The 18,022-nt window shown below is 62.2% G+C and carries 10 protein-coding genes; 4 read left to right on the top strand and 6 right to left on the bottom strand.

Annotation, left to right across the window (positions count from 1 at the left end; translation table 11 throughout):
- Position 1: 1 nt before the first annotated feature.
- From LJE93_08170 to LJE93_08150, 5 genes are all read right to left on the bottom strand, one after another.
- A complete protein-coding gene (locus LJE93_08170) occupies positions 2-472 on the bottom strand; it encodes an arginine repressor (protein MCG6948872.1) in 471 nt (156 codons plus the stop codon).
- Positions 473-537: 65 nt separating this feature from the next.
- Positions 538-3,765, bottom strand: a complete 3,228-nt coding sequence (locus LJE93_08165) for an efflux RND transporter permease subunit (GenBank protein ID MCG6948871.1) — start codon at positions 3,763-3,765, stop codon at positions 538-540.
- 121 nt (positions 3,766-3,886) lie between these two features.
- Positions 3,887-5,290, bottom strand: a complete 1,404-nt coding sequence (locus LJE93_08160) for an efflux RND transporter periplasmic adaptor subunit (protein MCG6948870.1) — start codon at positions 5,288-5,290, stop codon at positions 3,887-3,889.
- Entirely contained in the window at positions 5,287-8,475 is a 3,189-nt protein-coding gene (locus tag LJE93_08155) for an efflux RND transporter permease subunit (GenBank protein ID MCG6948869.1), read from the bottom strand. Before LJE93_08155 ends, LJE93_08160 begins: the two co-directional genes overlap by 4 nt.
- A 149-nt stretch (positions 8,476-8,624) precedes the next feature.
- Positions 8,625-9,131 (bottom strand): Spy/CpxP family protein refolding chaperone, encoded by a 507-nt coding sequence (locus tag LJE93_08150; protein ID MCG6948868.1) that lies wholly within the window; start codon positions 9,129-9,131, stop codon positions 8,625-8,627.
- A gap of 154 nt (positions 9,132-9,285) precedes the next feature.
- On the opposite strand from LJE93_08150, the gene LJE93_08145 reads away from it, so the two are divergent.
- Both LJE93_08145 and LJE93_08140 read left to right on the top strand, forming a co-directional pair.
- Complete coding sequence (locus LJE93_08145) at positions 9,286-9,987, top strand: response regulator transcription factor (protein MCG6948867.1); 702 nt, start codon at positions 9,286-9,288, stop codon at positions 9,985-9,987.
- Between the two features lie 211 nt (positions 9,988-10,198).
- The gene (locus LJE93_08140; GenBank protein MCG6948866.1) at positions 10,199-11,581 is read left to right on the top strand and encodes a HAMP domain-containing protein; all 1,383 of its coding nucleotides are present in this window, start codon (positions 10,199-10,201) and stop codon (positions 11,579-11,581) included.
- Between the two features lie 90 nt (positions 11,582-11,671).
- On the opposite strand, the gene leuS is transcribed toward LJE93_08140, so the two are convergent.
- A complete protein-coding gene (gene leuS / locus LJE93_08135) occupies positions 11,672-14,242 on the bottom strand; it encodes a leucine--tRNA ligase (protein ID MCG6948865.1) in 2,571 nt (856 codons plus the stop codon).
- Positions 14,243-14,398: 156 nt separating this feature from the next.
- On the opposite strand from leuS, the gene LJE93_08130 reads away from it, so the two are divergent.
- Complete coding sequence (locus LJE93_08130; protein ID MCG6948864.1) at positions 14,399-14,974, top strand: hypothetical protein; 576 nt, start codon at positions 14,399-14,401, stop codon at positions 14,972-14,974.
- The gene (locus tag LJE93_08125; GenBank protein ID MCG6948863.1) at positions 14,971-17,820 is read left to right on the top strand and encodes an esterase-like activity of phytase family protein; all 2,850 of its coding nucleotides are present in this window, start codon (positions 14,971-14,973) and stop codon (positions 17,818-17,820) included. Before LJE93_08130 ends, LJE93_08125 begins: the two co-directional genes overlap by 4 nt.
- Positions 17,821-18,022 lie beyond the last annotated feature (202 nt).

Here is an 18,022-nt window from a genome sequence, read left to right as displayed (position 1 = left end):
CTCAAGCCTCCAAAATTCCCATGATCGTTTTTGCCACCGCCCCTCCGCCGAGCGACTCGTCGGCAATCACGACGACCGTGTCATCGCCGGCCAGGGTGCCCACCACGCCGTTGGGGGGGGAAGCGTCGAGGGCGGCGGCCACCGCGCCCGCAGTCGCAGATCGGACCTTCAACACAACGAGATTGCCGGAGGGCACGGCCCCCTCGAGATAATCCTCAAGTGTCCGGCGCAGCACTTCGAAGCGTTCGTTCGCGCCCCGTTTCTGATCAACCAGGACGTAGCGTTCGTTCTCGGTCCCCTCGTCCGCCTTGACCGCGCCGATTTCGGCGAGATCGCGCGAGATCGTCGATTGCGTGACCCTGTGGCCCGCCTCGAGAAGAAGCTCGACCAACTCGGCCTGGCTGGATATTGCCCTTTCCGCCAGCAGGTTGCGGATCAGGATTCGTCGGGCTGCGGATCGGTCACGTGGCATCGCAGTCATTATGCGCATATGCATATATCACGTGAGCAGCCTCGGGTCAACCCGCGAAACGGATTTCAATCGCGCCGGTCGAGAACTGCATACACTGCGGGGACCACCAACAAGGTCAGCAGAGTCGACGTGATCATCCCGCCGATTACGGTCAGCGCCATCGGTGTCCGGAGTTCGGCTCCTTCGCCGAGCCCGAGGGCCATCGGCAAGAGGCCGAAAACGGTTGTGGCCGTGGTCATGAGGATGGGGCGGAGGCGTACCCTTCCGGCCTTCGCCAGGGCTTCGAGTTTGGCCATGCCCTGCCTGCGGAGCTGGTTCGCGTAATCGACCAGCACGATGGCATCGTTGACCACGATTCCCGCGAGGAGGATGAAACCGATTAACGACACGACGCTCACGGTGACTCCGAAGATCCACATCGTGGCGAGGACGCCGATGATCGCGAACGGAACCGAGAACATGATGACGAAGGGATGCAACAGACTCTCGAACTGTGAAGCCATGACCAGGTAGACCATGAAAACCGCGAGTCCGAATGCGAGTTTCATCGAACTGAAGGAGGTGGCCATTTCTTCTTGCTGGCCGCCGAGGCGCCAGTCGTAGCCGGACGGCCAGCTCATTTCTTCGAGGGAGTTTCTGACATCACCGGTGACCGATCCGAGGTCACGGTCACCCTCGAGGTTGGCCGTGATGCGGGCGATCCGGCTCCCGTCTGCGCGCCTGATTTCGGCCGGGCCCTCCAGTTCCACTATCTCCGCAACCGCGGACAGGGGAATCGGCGTCGTCCCGGCATGCGTAACGGTCAGATTTTCAAGAGCATCCGCGGAACCCCGGAACCTTTCTGCTGCCCGTATGCGGATATCGATGGTTCGGTCCGACCGGGTGATGTCTGTGGCGACGTCGCCCTGCACCATCGACCGGAGAACCGATGCCACGTCGGAGACCCCGAGGCCGTAGGCGGCAAGCCGATCTCGGTTGAGTCGGACCTGCAGCTCGGGGTGTCCACCCTCGGTCGAAGAGCTGATGTCGATCAGGCCGTCAATTTCCTGGAACCGCGCCACCGCTTCATCGGCGAGCCGATCGAGCAGGGTGAGGTTGAAGCCGCGGATCTCGACCTCTATAGCTTCTTTGAAGCTGAAGTAAGAGGGCCGCCCGAAGCGGGAGACTATTGGCGGCCGTGCGCCGGGTAAAATCTGGTTGGCGGTGGCACCAAGGGCTCGGTTGTCGGCGTCGATGTCTTCCCGAATGACCTTCATCGCCTCGTCTTCGATCTCCCGCGAGACCGGAGGATCGAGCGTGACGGTGATCTGTCCGAGGTACTCGCGCAGCTCCCCCGCGGTGCCGCCCTGTTTGTTGGATGTTCCGGCGATGGTGTACACCGTGCGGGCGGTCGGGATCGTGTCCGCAACCTCAGTGAGTTCCACCAGCCTCCGATCGGTGACCTCGAGGCGGGTCCCCGGCGGAAGCTCGATATCGGCAAAGAACTCACCTTGGACGAGCTCTGGGATCAGCTCGGACCCGAGGCGGCCGTAGAGACCCAGACTACCGACGAAAAGCAACACTGCCACCGCGACTACCGCTGCCGGATTGGAAAGCACCCGTTTGACGGCCCTCGAGTACCAGTTGCCGAGTGCTTCGAGAGACCGGTCGAACAGGTCGAGAATAGGGTTGAACAACAAGGACGCGAGACGACCGACGGCACGGACGATCACGGAAGCAGCGGAGATCAGCTTCGTGGTGACGAAAAACACCGCGTCGCCGAGCCAACGGATCGGTGCGGCTGCCTGACTCCTCGAGTCCAACTCTGACGGACTCGCTTCGGGCCGGAACTCGCGGGACACAAGCATCGGAATCAGGGTGAGAGCAACGATCAGCGACACCATCAGCGAAAATGCGACGGTCAAGGCCTGGTCCCGAAAGAGCTGAGCCGCCACGCCTTCGACGAACACGATCGGTACGAAGACACAGATGGTGGTGAGCGTCGATGCTGTGATCGCCCGACCGACCTCCGACGTGCCGACCCGCGCCGCTTCGACCTCTCCGAGGCCCTCGTCCCGTTTTCGCTGAACCGACTCGAGGACCACGATGGCGTTATCGACCAACAGGCCGACGCCCAGGGTCAGTCCCCCGAGGGACATGATGTTGAGCGAGATGTCGGAGACGTACATCAGGAAGAATGTGGCGATCACCGAGACCGGAATCGAAACCGAGATGATGAGGGTCTTCTTGATCGACCGCAGGAATAAAAAGAGCACCAGAATGGCAAGCAGGCCACCGAACAGAGCGGTCTCCAAAACCTCGCGTACCGCCTGCCGGATGTACCGCGCCTGGTCGGTGATGATTTCCATCCGAAGGTTGGGGTCGAGCCGGTTGAGATCCTCGCGCAGGCTGGCGAGACGTTCGGTAACCGCATTGGATACCGTAACTGTGTTGGTTCCACCCTCCTTGTAAATTGCCAGCTCGACCGATTCGGCGCCGTCGATACGGGTGATGATCTCGCGCTCCTTGTGACCGGTGTAGACCCTTGCCACATCGGAGAGACGGACAATTGCATCTCCGCTTCGATCGACGACGATCGAGCGCATGTCCTCCGGCCGCGCGAATTCGTTGAGGGTTCGGACGAGGTACTCGGTGTGGCCGTCCCGGAGAGTTCCTCCGGTAATGTTCACGTTCTCGGCCGCCAATCGGGCGGCGACCTCGTTCACCGAGAGTCCGAGGGCTGCCAGCTTGCGTTCATCGAGTTCGACCTGAATCTCTTCTTCGAGACCACCCGAAACCACCACCGCTGCGACGCCCTCGATCCGCTCCAGAGCGCGTTTGATGTCCTCTTCTCCAAGGAACCTGAGGTGCGCGAGGTCGTCCGATCCAATGAGGCCGACGCGCATGATCGGATCGAGTGATGGGTCGTACTTCAGAAGCACCGGCAGCTCGGCGCCGGTCGGCAATCGCACACGGTCGAGCCGATCACGAACGTCGAGCGCGGCGAAATCCATGTTGGTGTTCCAGGCGAACTCGAGGGTGACCTCCGAGACGTCCGCGCGCGAAGACGAGGTGACCCGAACGACGTTGTTTACCACCCCGACCGCGTTCTCGATCGGGCGGCTGAGCAGCGACTCGATCTCAACTGGAGCCGTGCCCTCGTAGGTGGTGCGAACCGTGAGTGAGGGGTAGGAGATATCGGGAAGGAGATTGACCGCGAGATTACGGAAAGCCACTATCCCGAACACGACAGCTGCCACCGAGAAGATGAAGACCGTGACGGGTCTGCGAATCGACAGCTCGACGATTTTCATGACATTCCGATCCCGAACCCGATCCCGTTCCGGACGGTCTCTTCACCGGTAATGCCGAAATCCACCCGAATTATCCGGGAGCAGGAGCGGGAGCGGGAGCGAGTGGAGATCACGTGAGGAGTCACGACCCGCCCTCGCCGCGAACCCGCTTGACGATCTCCTCGATCTGCCCATTGGACATGCCGAACTGCTTCATGCGCTGTTTGATCTTCTCCAGTTCTTCAGGCGAGGCATTCTTGATTCGCTCGGCCATCTGGGGTGGAATGCTTCCAGCCGCTGCGCTGCCCTTTCCACCGCTGGGCGAGCCGCCTCCTTCGCGGATCTGCTGCAGTCGTTGCTCGATTTCTTCGTCCGAGAGGCCGCGCTCTTTCATCCGCTGCCGCATCCGCTCGATCGCTTCCGGTGGTGGACCGGATGATAGGCCAGTCGTCGCAGGTGGCTCGGAGGGCTCGTCCCCGATGACCGTCACCGGGGTGCCGTCGGCGAGGCCATCCTGGCCGACCACGATCAACAACTCGCCCTCGGAAAGCCCTTCGAGCACCTCGACCAAATCCTCCGAGCGAAGGCCAAGACGCACCTCGCGCCGCTCGGCCTCGTCACCGGATTTGACGTAAACGGTGTCGCCGAGAGAGTCGAGGACCAGCGCGCTGCGTGGTATGACGATCGCGTCATCGTGAGTGTCAGTCTGCAGAAAGACCGAGGCGAACATCCCGGGCCGCAGCTTGCCCGAGCCGTCGACCTCGAGGGTCACTGTGAAGGTCCCAGTGGCGGCATCGACGGTCGGTCGGAGCCGGGCTACCTTGGCGGCGAACCGCTCGCCCGGGTAGGCCTCGACCCTGAGGTGAGCCACCTGACCAATCTGGATGCGCGGAAAGTCCTTTTCGGGGACCTCGATGCGGCACAGGAGCGGCGTGAAATCCGAGATGCGGAAAAGGGTCATTCCGGGTGTGACGTACTGTGCGAGCTTGATGTTCCGGGTCACAACCAGCGCGTCGAACGGCGCCGTGATCCGAGTGTAGGCGAGCTGGATCTCGGCGCTCTCGAGCTGGGCCTTGGCAGAGTTGAGTTGCGAAAACGCGTTGTCAAAGGCCTCGCGGCTGACCAGGCCCTCGTCCCAGGAGCTCTTGGCGCGGTCAAATGCCAGCTGTGCTTCATCTCGCGCCACGGTGGCGATGGTGACCTGGTTTCGAGCCTCACGCTCGTCGATCCGGGCGATCACCTGGCCGGCGCGGATCAGGCGACCCTCTTCGGTGTTGATCTCGATCACCGGGCCCGTGGTTCGCGCGACGATGTCGACTTCGTTCTCGGCCTCGAGGGTACCGTTTGTTTCGAGATACTGGGAGACCGACTGCCGTGGCACGGCTTCGACCTGGACCGGGACCGCGGCCACCGGCTCGCCGCCGGACATACGGCCTCCCATGCCCGCCGGACTGCCTCCGCGCTCTTCGGGCTGGGTCATATCGGAACCGCCACAGGCGGAAAACATGAGCAGAATCGTGGCAAGAACTGTGTACTGAAATTTCATGGGTTCATCCGTTGTGAGTCGGTTGACGGGCCATCGCTGTCGGAGACCGGAACAGGGATGGGCACGGGTGTCTTTTCGAATGCGGCGGCGGCGATACGGCTCGTGAATACGGTGAGGTCGTCGATCAGCGAGTAGATCGTTGGAATAACCATCACGGTGAAGAAGGTGGAGGTCGTCATGCCCCCGAGAATCACCAGACCGACCGGAGCCCAGAACGCCGCGCGACCGTCAGGTGCGCCGAAAACGCTTGGGAGGATGTAGCCGGCGACCATCGGTGAAAGGCCGAGCACCGTCGTCATCGCGGTCATCAGTATCGGTCGCAGTCGATGACGGCCACCGAGAACGATCGCCTCGTCGCGCGGCATGCCCTGGCTGCGGAGCCGGTTGATCTGGTCCACTAGGACGATCGCGTTGTTGACTACGATGCCGGCGAGAATGATCAAACCCATGTCCGAGCTCGATGACCGGGGCTGGCCGACGAGACTCATGATGACACCTACGCCGATGAAGGCGAAGGGCACCGAGAACATGATCGTGAACGGTTGGGCGAAGCTCTCGAAGAGGGATGCCATCACCATGTAAATCAGGGCCAGCGCGAAGAGCAGCAGGAAGACGGCATCGCTCGCGTCTTGCTCGCCCCGCATCCAGTCTTCGCCCTCGACCACCTCGTAACCCGCCGGGAGGTTAAGGCCCTCGATAACCCCTTGGGCCATCCGTTGCGCCACGAAGGCAGGGGTTCCGGTCTCGGTATCGGCCGTCACGGTGATCGTAGACTGGCGGTCGATGCGTTCAATCGATCGCGCGCCCTGGGCGGTCTCGAACTCGGCGACAGCACCGATCGTTTGTCTGCCATCTCCGAACCCGACCGGTATCTTCTTGAGTTGGTCGAGGGTCTGCCGGTCCTGTTCCCGATGCTGAACCACAACGTCGAGCTCGCGGTCCTCGACCTCGAAATACGAGACGGCTCGAGAGGACAGTGCCGACGAGACACTCTGGCCCACTGCCTGTGACGAGAGACCGGACGCGAGGATCCGCTCCCGGTCCGGTCGGACCAACACCTCTTCGTCGCCGCTCTCGAGGGAGGAGTCGGCGTCACTGATTCCGGGCATCGCCGACAACGCGGTCATGGCCCGTTTCGCGTAGAGCTCGAGGATCTCGAAACGATCGCCGCGAATTCGGACCTCGATGCTCGATCCCGAGCCGGAGTGACCCCGTCGAGAACGCGTGAGGGTGAAGGTGACTCCCGGTTTCGTCGGCATCAGCGCCTCGATCCGGTCGCGAATCTGGCCGGTGTCGAGCTTGCTGTGCTCCTCGTCGACGAGGTAGACGTTGAATCGGTTGTCCCTGCTCCATCCGCGGGAACGACCACTCCCGCGCCGGAAGCTGTGGGTGATGGTCGCGATCTCGAGCTCATCTCGATTTTCGTCCAGCAGGGCGTAGACCTCGTCATAGAGCTCGCGCTTCTGTTCTACCGTGTAGCTCTTGGGCGTGTCGACCAGGATCGTCATCTGGCGTTCGAAGGATGGACTCGAGTAGGAGCGCTCGATGCTCTGATAAAGGTGCCACGAGCCGACCAGGGCGAGAATAACCACTGCCGAGAACGCGAGCCTGTGGCGGAGCATGAAGCGGAGGGATTTCGCGTAGGCACCAGAGAATCGGTTCCACAGCGTGCCTTTGCTGGCCCGTTCGCCGCCCAGCAGCCGAGCTGCCACCATCGGCACAACCGTGATTGCGACCACCAGTGAGGCGGCCATGACCACCACCACGGTGAGTCCGATGTTTTTCATGAAGAAGGCGAATCGGCCGCCGGATGACATGAAGACTATCGGCAGGAATACGCACATCGTCGTCAAGGTCGAGGCGGCGATCGGCAGGGCCACCTCGGATGCGCCCTGGAGGGTCGCCGTGCGTGCGTCCTCACCGAGGTCCTCGTGGTGGCGGAAGATCGACTCGATGACGACGATCGAGTTGTCCACCAGCATCCCGATCGAGAGCATCAGGCCCATCAGCGACATGATGTTGAGGGTGAGGTCCGACCATCCCGCTTGGCGCGAGAGGTACATGAAGACCAAGGTCATGACCACTGATACAGGAATGGCGATTGTCACTAGCAAGGTGCTGCGGAATCGGCGCAGGAACAGGTACATGAAGACGACCGCAAGAGCTCCGCCGAGCAGGCCCGTGTTGCGTAGCTCTTTGAGGCCGTTTCGTACGTCCTCAGAGTCGTCACGGTAAATGTTGATCTGAAGCCCTTTCGCCTCGGGCATCCCTTGGATGGCCTCGATCTCCTCCCTGGCGGCGTCGATCATCTCGAGCAGGTTTGCGGTGGAAGCCTTGTAGATTTGAACGCTGAGTGCTTCCTGACCATTGAGGAAATCCCACTCCTCCTGCTCGGGGTAGGCCATGACGACCTCGGCGACGTCGCCGAGTCGCAACCCGCCGCCAAGCGGCAGGGCCCGAATCTCGTCAAGACTCGTGAGCTTACCTTCGACCCGGAAGAAAAAGCTCCGCGATCCTTCGCGAACGGTGCCGGCCGACACTGCCTGATGGTTCGAACGGATGACCGACGCGACGTCACGAACATCGATCCCGAGTGAAGCCATACGGTCTGGAATCAGATTGACCTGAACCTCCCGGGTTTCATCGCCTCGCACTTGAACGTCGGCGACGCCGTCGAGACGCTGCAGTCGGCGAACGATCACATCGTTGGTGAAGCGGTAGAGGCGTTCACGCGGCCAATCGGCGCTGAGATGGAACCTGAGCACTGGCCGGTCGGAGGACTGAAACCTCCGGATCCGAACACGCTCGAGATCGTCCGGAAGGCGGGGTCGCACCCGGTCCACGCGGTCGCGCACGTCGACCGCCGCCAGATCCATATCGGTGCCATCGACGAACCTAACGCTGACGTTCCCGGAAGAGGCAGTCGATACTGCGGTCAGTGTATCGATGCCATTGATGGTGCTGAGGCTGTCCTCGAGGGGCCGGACGATCAGACGTTCGGTTTCGGCCGGTGAGGACGAGCGGTACGGGGCGTCGACCGAAATGAACGACGACGAAAATGTCGGGAGGAATTCGAGCGGCAGTCGATTGAGGGAGAGCCATCCGAGAACAAGCACACCGAGCACCGCCATCGCCATCGTGACCCGCCGCTCGACCGCAAAGCGGATGATCGGATTGACTTTCATGTTCGGCGCCGCTCCTTCCGCTCAATCTCGCTATTGAAACATGAATCCTCGGAACTGGATAGAACCTCGCGTCCTGGCAATAGCGTGCGGCGGCCGTAACCAGATCATCGGCCGCCGCACTTCAGTGAGGAGGGAGGAGGAGGGTCTCCCTACTTGTTCCAACCACGGCCAGTTCCGCGGTGGGCTGATTTCCGTCCCCCAAAGCTGCCGTGCAGTTCATCGAGGTGTTCGATCTGCTCTGCTGTCAAGACCGAGAAGACCTCGGCCTTCGCCTTCTGGACTGCCACCATGAGATCGGTCTGAATCTCGTTTTGGGCCGCCGTATGCTTACGGAACGATGCCTCATCGAAAACCGTCGGATCATCGTTGGCAGCGCGGTAGGCTTCGCGATTTTCCCGCAGCTCCTCGGCGTACGCCTCGATCTCGGGCCGCGCGGCGTCTGCAATGGCCTGTATTTTCTCGAGCTGCTCGTCGCTCAAGCCGAGCTCTTCCGCCATCCGGGGAAGTCTGCGCTCGAAAAAGCCGAGATGATCGTTGACGACGCCGTGGCTGTGCCAACCGGGTCCTCCGCCGGGCCCCTGTTGGGCGAGGGACGCCATGGGCACAGCGCAGAGAATCGCCGTGGTGATGGTCAATACAATGTTTCGTACTTTCATGTCAGCCTCCATATGTTGCCGCTCATGCGGCTGTGTTCGGTCATCGTATAGAACGACCGCAACACCTTTATTGTTGATCGTTTAACGCAAGGAAACGCACGGGTTTCGTAAAGAAAGGTCAAGAGGGCCGACGGGCTGATAGGATCGGGTCGAGATGTCGATTCTGATCATCGATGACGACGTCGAGCTCTGCGAGCTTGTGACGGATTATCTGGAGGACGAGGGCTTCGATGCCACCTCGGTGTACGACGGCGTCAAGGGAGTCGAGCGGTGTCTGACTGACGAACCAGAGCTCGTGATCCTCGATGTCATGCTACCAGGTCTCGGCGGATTTGCAGTACTGAGCAAGATCCGCGAGGTTTCGAAAGTTCCAGTCATCATGCTCACCGCCCGGGGCGAGGATGTTGACCGGATCGTCGGGCTCGAAATGGGTGCCGACGACTACCTCTCGAAGCCATTCAATCCGCGTGAACTGGTGGCCCGCATTCGGGCCATCCTCCGGCGAACCTCGGAGACGTTTGCAGGGGACGGTGATTCGGCGGTCCTGACCGTTGATGACCTCGAAATGGACCTCGGTTCGAGGCAGATCCGGACCGCTGCCGGAGAGATCGATCTCACGGGTGCGGAGTTCGGCGTCCTCGAGACCCTGGTGCGAGCCGCGGGTACTGTGGTAGCCCGCGACGACCTGTCTCGCCAGGCGCTGGGCCGCCGTGCGTCCGCCTACGATCGAAGCCTCGACGTGCATCTGTCCAATCTGCGGCGCAAGCTCGGCCCGCTGCCCGATGGGGGAGAGCGCATCAAGACCGTTCGCGGCGTCGGATATCTCTACGTCAAGCCAAGCGGGAGCGCATCGTGAGGCGGGACCCCACGGTGGCTGGCGGGTTCCTCCACGGCGGGTCAGATGCTGGATGCTGGATGCTGGATACTCGGTATTCTGCCTCTGACAGATTCTCGACGGGTGGTTTGGTGGATCGAGAATTCAGTATCAGGAATCCAGCATCAGGGCGGATGGGCGGCAAATTCGAAATCCGAAATTCGAAATTCGCATTGCGAAATCGAGACGCTGCGTGAAAAGCCTCTTCCTCCGCATCTTCCTCTGGTTCTGGGTCGCAATGCTGGTGCTCGGTGGTGTGCTGGTGGTGACCTCGCCATTTTTCACCAAATCGCGGCCGCGGATCGAACGATGGGAGCGCGGTGCGGAGGAATGGGCGGAGGAGCGAGTCAATCGGGCGGCACAACGGATTGCGGAATCTGGCATCGACGAATCCCGGCTGCGTGGACACAGGGGTCCGGGGCGGCGAGGCTCGGAGATCTATGTTTTTGATTTGAGCGGCCGGAGACTGCTCGGCGGTGAGGCTCCCGAACCGGTCGTCGACCTCGCGCAGACGGTGGCGGCGAGCGGTTCGAAAGAGTCAGCTCGCCGCGGGGGCTTGCACCTGGCGGCGCGGCCGGTCACGGACCCCGACGGCCGTAGCCTGGTGGTGGTTTCGACCCTCCATCGGCCGCCGCGCCTGATCGATCTCCTCGAACCTGGAGCGCTATGGTGGCGGCTCGGATTGTTGGCGCTGGTGGTCGGGGTATTCAGCCTCGTGCTCGCCCGCTACCTGTCGTCGCCGGTGGGCGAGCTACGACGGGCGACCCAGAGCCTCAGCGCCGGCAACCTATCGGCGCGGGTCGGATCGCCGGTTGACCGACGGCGCGACGAAATCGGGGGACTCGCGCGCGACTTCGACGCCATGGCTGGTCGCCTCGAAAATCTGGTCGGGTCTCAGCGGCGCCTACTGCGAGACGTCTCACACGAGCTACGCTCGCCGCTCGCGCGGTTGACGGTAGCACTGCAACTCGCCCGCGATCGCGACGGCGCCCGCGCGACCGAAGCCTTCGACCGTATCGAGCGCGAAACCGGTCGGCTCGACAATCTCATCGGTCAGTTGCTTCTCCTCGAACGCCTCGAGGCCCGAACGCCGGAGGCCGAGGCGATTACCTTCGATCTCGGCGAACTCGTCAACGAGGTCGTCGACGACGCCTCCTTCGAGGCGTCTTCATCTCGCCGCACCGTGGAGCTCGATTCCGGGTCCCGCTGCCTCATGAAGGGCCATCCGGCCCTCGTTCGAAGCGCTCTCGACAACGTGATCCGTAATGCCGTCCGCCACACCCTTGAAGGGGCTTCCGTCGAGGTGGCGGTCGACCGTCGCGGGGAAACGGCGGGGATCACGATCCGAGATCACGGTTCCGGTGTACCCGAAAAACAGCTCGAAGCCGTGTTCGAACCGTTCGCCAGGGTCGGCGAAGCGCGCGAACGCTCGACCGGCGGTGCCGGCCTCGGCCTCGCCATCGCCCGCCGTGCAATCGAAGTCCACGGCGGCACCGTCAGCGCCCGCAACCACCCTGACGGTGGTCTCGAAGTCTCTATCCGCCTTCCGCTCGAACGCGAGGCCGTTACACGTTAGAACGTTGGAGACCGTATAGACGAGGCCGGGCGGAACGTTTCAACGTTCAAACGTTCAACGTCTCCTCGGTGACAGGTGGAGATTTCGGCTTCAAACGACGATGTTGACCAACCTGCCCGGAACCACGATCACCTTTTTCGGTTCCTTGCCATCGAGGAAGCGCTGCGCGTTTTCCGAGGCCAGAGCGAGACGTTCGAGATCTTCCTTTGCGGTTTCGCGGTCGACCTGCAGCTCGTCCCGTTTCTTGCCGTTGACCTGGACGACTATCGTGATGGTTTCGTCCCGTGCCAGCTCGGGGTCCCAGCTCGGCCATGCGGCGTGGGCGATGAGCTCCTCCTTGCCGAGCCGCTGCCACAGCTCCTCGCAGAGGTGGGGCGCGTAGGGCGAGAGCAGGCGCAGGAAGGCGCCGACGATCTCCAACGGCAAGGTCGAGGCGCTGGTGGCGTCGTTGGTGAAGATCATCATCTGGGCGATGGCTGTGTTCATCTGCAGTGTCTCGGTATCCGACGTGACCTTTTTGATGGTCTTGTGGAGGCAGCGTTCGAGTTCCGGTTCGGTGGAGGCGGCTCGGTCGGTCAGCTTCGGGTTGAGGTTTCCCGATTTCTCGTCTACCGCGAGTCGCCAGACCCTCTGGAGGAAGCGATTGACGCCTTCGACGTCCTTCATCTGCCACGGTTTCTGCACTTCGAGCGGACCCATGAAGAGCTCGTAGAGACGCATGGCGTCGGCACCGTAGGCTTCGATGACGTCGTCAGGGTTGACGACGTTGAGCTTGGACTTCGACATCTTCTCGACCTGGGCCTCGAGCTCGATGCCACCGTCCCTGGTGAAGAAGCGGCCGTCCCGTCCCTCGACATCAGAGGGAAGGTAGTACTTTCCTCCTGCGTCACGGTAAGAGTAGGCGAGGATCATGCCCTGGTTGAAGAGCCTCGGAAACGGCTCCTTCGTGTGGACGTAGCCGCAATCGTAGAGGACCTTGTGCCAGAAGCGGGCGTAGAGCAGGTGGAGCACCGCGTGCTCGACCCCGCCGACGTAGAGGTCGACCGGCATCCAGTAGTTCTCGGCCTCCTGCGACCACGCTTCACGGTCATTGTGGGGATCGAGGTAGCGCAGGTAGTACCAGCACGAGCCGGCCCACTGCGGCATGGTGTTGGTCTCGCGCGTCGCCATGCGGCCGTCGGGCAGCTCGACCCGGAGCCAGTCGTCTCCGGCGCGGGCGAGAGGCGGGCGGCCGTCGTCGGTCGGTTTATATTCGTCGATGACCGGCAGTCCGACGGGCAGCGCGTCCTCCGGTAAGGGTAGGACCTCGCCGTCATCCGTGTGGACGACCGGGAACGGCTCGCCCCAGTAGCGCTGGCGGGAGAAGAGCCAGTCGCGCAGCCGATATTGGACCCTTTCTTCGCCAAGGCCGCGTTGGCTCAGCCAGGCAGTGATCTTGGCGATCGCGTCCGGCACCTTGAGGCCGTCGATCGAAAAACCATCCCGGGCGGTCGAGTTCACCAGTACGCCGTCGACGTTGTCGACGAAGGCGGCCTCTTCGATCGGAAAGTCCGATCCCGACACCACTTCGACGATCGGCAGGCCGTACGCGCGAGCGAACTCGTGGTCCCGCTCGTCGTGGCCGGGCACCGCCATGATGGCTCCGGTGCCATAGCCCATGAGGACGTAGTCCGCCACCCAGATCGGGACCTTCTCGTCGTTGACCGGGTTGATCGCGTAGGCGCCGGTGAACACGCCGGTCTTCGACCTGGCAAGGTCGGTCCGGTCGAGATCGGTTTTCTGCGCTGCTTCCGCGACGTATGTCTCGACCGCCTGCCGCTGTCCGTCCGTGGTGAATTCGGTGACCATCGGGTGCTCGGGAGCGAAGACGCAATAGGTCGCGCCGAAGAGCGTGTCGGGCCGGGTGGTGAAGACGGTGAAGTCCCTGTCCATTCCGTCGATTTGGAAGATGACATCGGCACCGTGGCTCTTGCCGATCCAGTTGCGCTGCATCTCCTTGACGCTCTCCGGCCAGTCGACCAGTTCGAGATCATCGAGCAGGCGCTCCGCGTAATCGGTGATCTTGAGCATCCATTGGCGCATCAACCGACGTTCGACCGGGTCACCGGTTTCGACATAGGCGCCGTCTTTCACCTCCTCGTTGGCGAGCACCGTTCCCAGGGCCGGGCACCAGTTGACGGGGACGTCGGCCATGTAGGCGAGGCCCCTGTCATAGAGCTGGAGGAAGATCCACTGGGTCCATCGGTAGTAGTCAGGAGCGGAGGTATTGACCTCCCGGTCCCAGTCGTATGAGAAGCCGAGTCGCTGGATCTGCTTGCGAAAGGTGTCGACGTTGCGCTCGGTGATCGCGGCGGGATGGAGACCCTCACGCACCGCGGCGCGCTCGGCGGGTAGGCCGAAAGCATCCCAGCCCATCGGGTGGAGAACGTTGAACCCCTGGGCACGTTTCATCCGCGCCACGACATCGGTTGCGGTGTATCCCTCGGGGTGTCCGACGTGGAGGCCTGCGCCAGAGGGGTAGGGGAACATATCGAGCACGTAGAACTTGGGCTTCGAATGTAGTTCCTCGGGATCCGACGGTGTCCTGAACGTGCGACGTTCAGCCCATATCTCCTGCCACTTGGGCTCGATGACTGATGGTTGGTAGCTGTGCTCGGCCATGTTCTCCTCTCGATGCCTGTTTTTGATCAGGCCCGGCGTATTCTACGCATCTATTTGCCGCGGCACCAGTGCGCCGGGTCAAATAGACCATGGCATAATCACTCTCGGCGGCGAGACAAACCGCCCCGACACTCAACGCCTAAGGAGACGGCACCCATGAGTTACACCGACGACGTCCCGGTACTGAAATCCAAGGCCAAGGCCCTCGAAGAAAGCTTTTTCGCCAAGGAAAACGAGCGGATCCTGAGGGAGTTGCGCGAGGCGAGCGTGCGCGAGGAGAAGAAGAAGGAATTTCGGGAGTACCTCGATATCGATGACGACGAGATCGTCAATGCGCTCGTTGATCTCGAGGTAGAACCCGAGACGTTGGTCGCCTTTTCTCTGGTTCCCCTGGTGGAGGTGGCGTGGGCGGATGGTGAGATACAGCAGGGGGAGAGGGAGGCCATCATCAAGGCTGCGGTCGAGCGAGGGGTGGACGAGACCAGTCCGACCTGTAACCTGCTCAGAAACTGGCTGCAGACCAAGCCGAGCCCGGAGCTTCTGGAGGTCTGGAAGAGCTACGTCGAGGCGTTGAAGCCGTCTCTCGGTGACCGTGCAAAGGCTCATCTCAGGGACGGGACGCTGGACCGCGCCCGAGAGATCGCGGATGCTGCCGGGGGATTTCTCGGGGTGGCCACCATTTCTGCGGCCGAGAAGAAGATGATCGAAGAGCTCGAACAGGCCTTCACTTGAGGCCGGGCCGGATCGAAAAGACACTCAACGTTTTCGTCGCAGCCCTCGCCATGGCGGCGTCGGCCGCGTCGACTGATCTGGAGCTGGACCTGTTGGGCGAAAGCAGCCTGCCGGGACATCTTCGAGTTGACGGGACCCTGGTAGGCGGGCTCTCCGGCCTGACCTACGATCCCGGATGCGACCTCTTCTACGTCGTATCGGACGATCGCGGCAGCATCGATCCCCCGCGTTTCTACACGCTGAAGGTCCGGCTCGACGGGGAGAAGGCGGATGCAACCGTGCGCGGAGCGACGGTCTTGCGCGATTCGGGGGGTGTACCTTTTGCTCGCGGTGTCCTCGATTCCGAGGCCCTCGCCCTGTCGCCGGACGGGACCCTGTTTCTGGCCTCTGAAGGCGTGCCGCATCGGGGCATCCCGCCCATGGTGGCTCGATTCGGGCTCGAAGGGACGATGATTGACGAGCTTGCGCTGCCCGACTATTTCCTGCCGAACGCCGACGGCACGCGGGGGGTTCGCGACAATCTCGGTTTCGAGGGTCTCGCCCTCAGCCCCGACGGCAAGAGGCTCTTCGTCGCCGCTGAAAACGCTCTCGCTCAGGACGGTCCGTTGGCGGACACCGATCGCGGTAGCCCGGCTCGACTGCTGGTGTTCGAGCTGCCCGGGGGCCGACCGATTGCCGAGTTTCTCTACGAGGTGGGTCCGGTTCCGGACCAGCCGGAACCGGCGTCGGCCTTCCGGACCAACGGCATCTCCGAGATCGTCGCCCTCGACACGCATAGACTGCTGGTGGTCGAACGGTCGTTTTCGGCCGGGGTCGGCAATCGGGTGCGCCTGTACCAAGTGGATCTGAGCAGGGCGACGAATATCAACGGTGTCGACGGCATTCTAGAGATGGACGGCCCGCGACCTGTGATGGCCGACAAAGCGTTGATCGCCGATCTCGGTCAACGTGGACTGGTGCCGGATAACATCGAGGGGATGGCGCTCGGACCCGATCTCGGTGACGGCCGGCGATTGCTCGTGATGATCTCGGACAACAACTTTCAACCCTCGGTTCAGGCCAATCAGATCGTGTTCTTTGCAGTCTCCGGGGTCGATCCCCCGCAGGCTGTACGGCTCGATGCAACGATTCATCAGATACAGGGCTCGGGTCATGTGTCGCCGCTCGCCGGGCGCTGCGTTTCGCGGGTCGGCGGGCTGGTGACCGCGATTCTCGGCAGCAGGGGTGGCCAAGCCTTCTGGATGCAGGATCCTGTCGGGGACGGAGATTCGGGAACCTCGGAGGGGCTGTTGGTCATGGCGTCCAAGGGGCTGCCATTGGTCCGGGTTGGTGATCGAATCAGTGTCGGAGGGCGGGTGGAGGAGCGTGGATGGGGGTTGGAACTCCCGGTGACCCGCCTCTTCTCGACCGATCTCGAGATCAAAAACCGGGGGCAGAATCTTCCACCTCCCGAGGTGATCGGCAATGGCGGAAGAACGATCCCTCAACCGGAGGTCGCTTCGGATGATTACCAGACGTACGATCCGGCGGTCTTCGCCGCGGACGCCTTCGAAAGCCTCGAGGGGATGCTGATCAGGGTCGAGAGGCCGGTCGTCGTCGGACCGACCTCGCGCTACGGAGAGGTGACGGTGTTGCCGGAATTCGGCGCGGGTGCGCGCACGAGGACAGACCGTCACGGACTGCGCCTTCGACCCGACAACCCCAATCCACAACGCATTGTGATCGACGATCGGTTGGTCGCCGACCCACCGCAGCTGCAGGTGGGCGACACGCTCCAGGCCCACGCGGACGGAATCCTCCACTACAGCTTCGGCAGCTACAAGCTGCTCAACACCGATCCGCTGCCGCCCGCGTACCGGAGCGAGATCAGACGCGAGCGCACCGATATCACCGGAGACACGGAGAATTTCACAGTGGCGACCTTCAACGTCGAGAACCTGTCGGTGGTGTCGGCGGAGAGTAAATTCGTGAGCCTGGCGGAAACCGTAGTCGAGAACCTCGGCGGGCCGGACGTCCTGGCGGTCCAGGAGATCCAGGACGACTCTGGCGCCGAGGACGACGGCACGGTGAGGGCAACGGCGACCTTGGATCGACTCATTGTGAGCATCGAAAGGGCCGGCGGGCCGCGCTACGAGAGTCGATCGATCGATCCCGTCGATGGGGCCGACGGGGGCCAGCCCGGTGCCAACATCAGAACCGCTTTCCTCTTCAATCCGGAAAGGGTGCGGTTTGTCGATCGGGTCGATTGCGCTGATGACAAGAGCACGACCGTTGACCGCGGCCTCAGCCTGTCGTGCAGCCCGGGCCTGGTCGAGCCGGGCAACCCGGCCTTTCGAGCGGGAGAAGATGGTCACGGTGGCAGTCGAAAACCGCTGGTGGGAGAGTTCGAGTTCGCCGGTAAGCGGTTCTTCATCATCAATCTCCACCTGAGCTCCAAGGGCGGCGACGACCCGATCTTTGGGCGACGACAGCCTCGATTGGAGAACACGGTCAAACGGCGCACCGATCAGGCGGACCTGGTGGCGGATTTCGTCAGAAAACTGACCGAGGCAGATCCGTCGGCCAGGATCGTGGTGCTTGGAGATCTCAACGACTTCGAAGATTCGCCACCCCTGCGGGTGCTCGAAACGGCGGGCCTCGAGGATCTCGTGAAGCGGGTGGAGATCGAAGATCGTTACAGCTATGTCCATCTCGGCAACTCACAGGTCCTCGATCATGTCCTTGCCAGCGGCACGCTGGCACGGGAGGCCGAAGTCGACATGGTGCACGTAAACGCCGAGTGGCCGGCTAGTGAACGCGCCTCCGACCACGACCCGGTGATTGCCTGCTTCTCGTTTGAACGTTAGGTCGTCGAGGCGACGATTGCTGACGCTTGCGCCTGATTTGAGATATTGGATATTTGATGTTTGATTTTGGATTCGCCTTCCCGTTGATCAAAAATCAGCAAAAACCACCGTCTCGTGGCATCCAACATCCAACATCTAACATTCAATATTGTGCATCCAGCATCCAGCATCCAGCATCTAGCATCCAGCATCTTGTATCTCG

It is taken from the genome of Acidobacteriota bacterium (assembly GCA_022340665.1).
GTDB lineage: Bacteria > Acidobacteriota > Thermoanaerobaculia > Thermoanaerobaculales > Sulfomarinibacteraceae > Sulfomarinibacter.
The sequence above is the reverse complement of the archived record's forward strand: the minus strand, read 5'-3'. Positions and strand labels throughout refer to the sequence as shown.

Excerpts from the sequence above, each read along its gene's own strand:
- LJE93_08165 (MCG6948871.1), bottom strand. The coding sequence starts at position 3,765 with ATGAAAATCGTCGAGCTGTCGATTCGCAGACCCGTCACGGTCTTCATC.
- LJE93_08150 (MCG6948868.1), bottom strand. The coding sequence starts at position 9,131 with ATGAAAGTACGAAACATTGTATTGACCATCACCACGGCGATTCTCTGC.
- LJE93_08130 (MCG6948864.1), top strand. The coding sequence starts at position 14,399 with ATGAGTTACACCGACGACGTCCCGGTACTGAAATCCAAGGCCAAGGCC.
- LJE93_08170 (MCG6948872.1), bottom strand. The coding sequence starts at position 472 with ATGCCACGTGACCGATCCGCAGCCCGACGAATCCTGATCCGCAACCTG.
- leuS (MCG6948865.1), bottom strand. The coding sequence starts at position 14,242 with ATGGCCGAGCACAGCTACCAACCATCAGTCATCGAGCCCAAGTGGCAG.
- LJE93_08145 (MCG6948867.1), top strand. The coding sequence starts at position 9,286 with ATGTCGATTCTGATCATCGATGACGACGTCGAGCTCTGCGAGCTTGTG.
- LJE93_08155 (MCG6948869.1), bottom strand. The coding sequence starts at position 8,475 with ATGAAAGTCAATCCGATCATCCGCTTTGCGGTCGAGCGGCGGGTCACG.
- LJE93_08160 (MCG6948870.1), bottom strand. The coding sequence starts at position 5,290 with ATGAAATTTCAGTACACAGTTCTTGCCACGATTCTGCTCATGTTTTCC.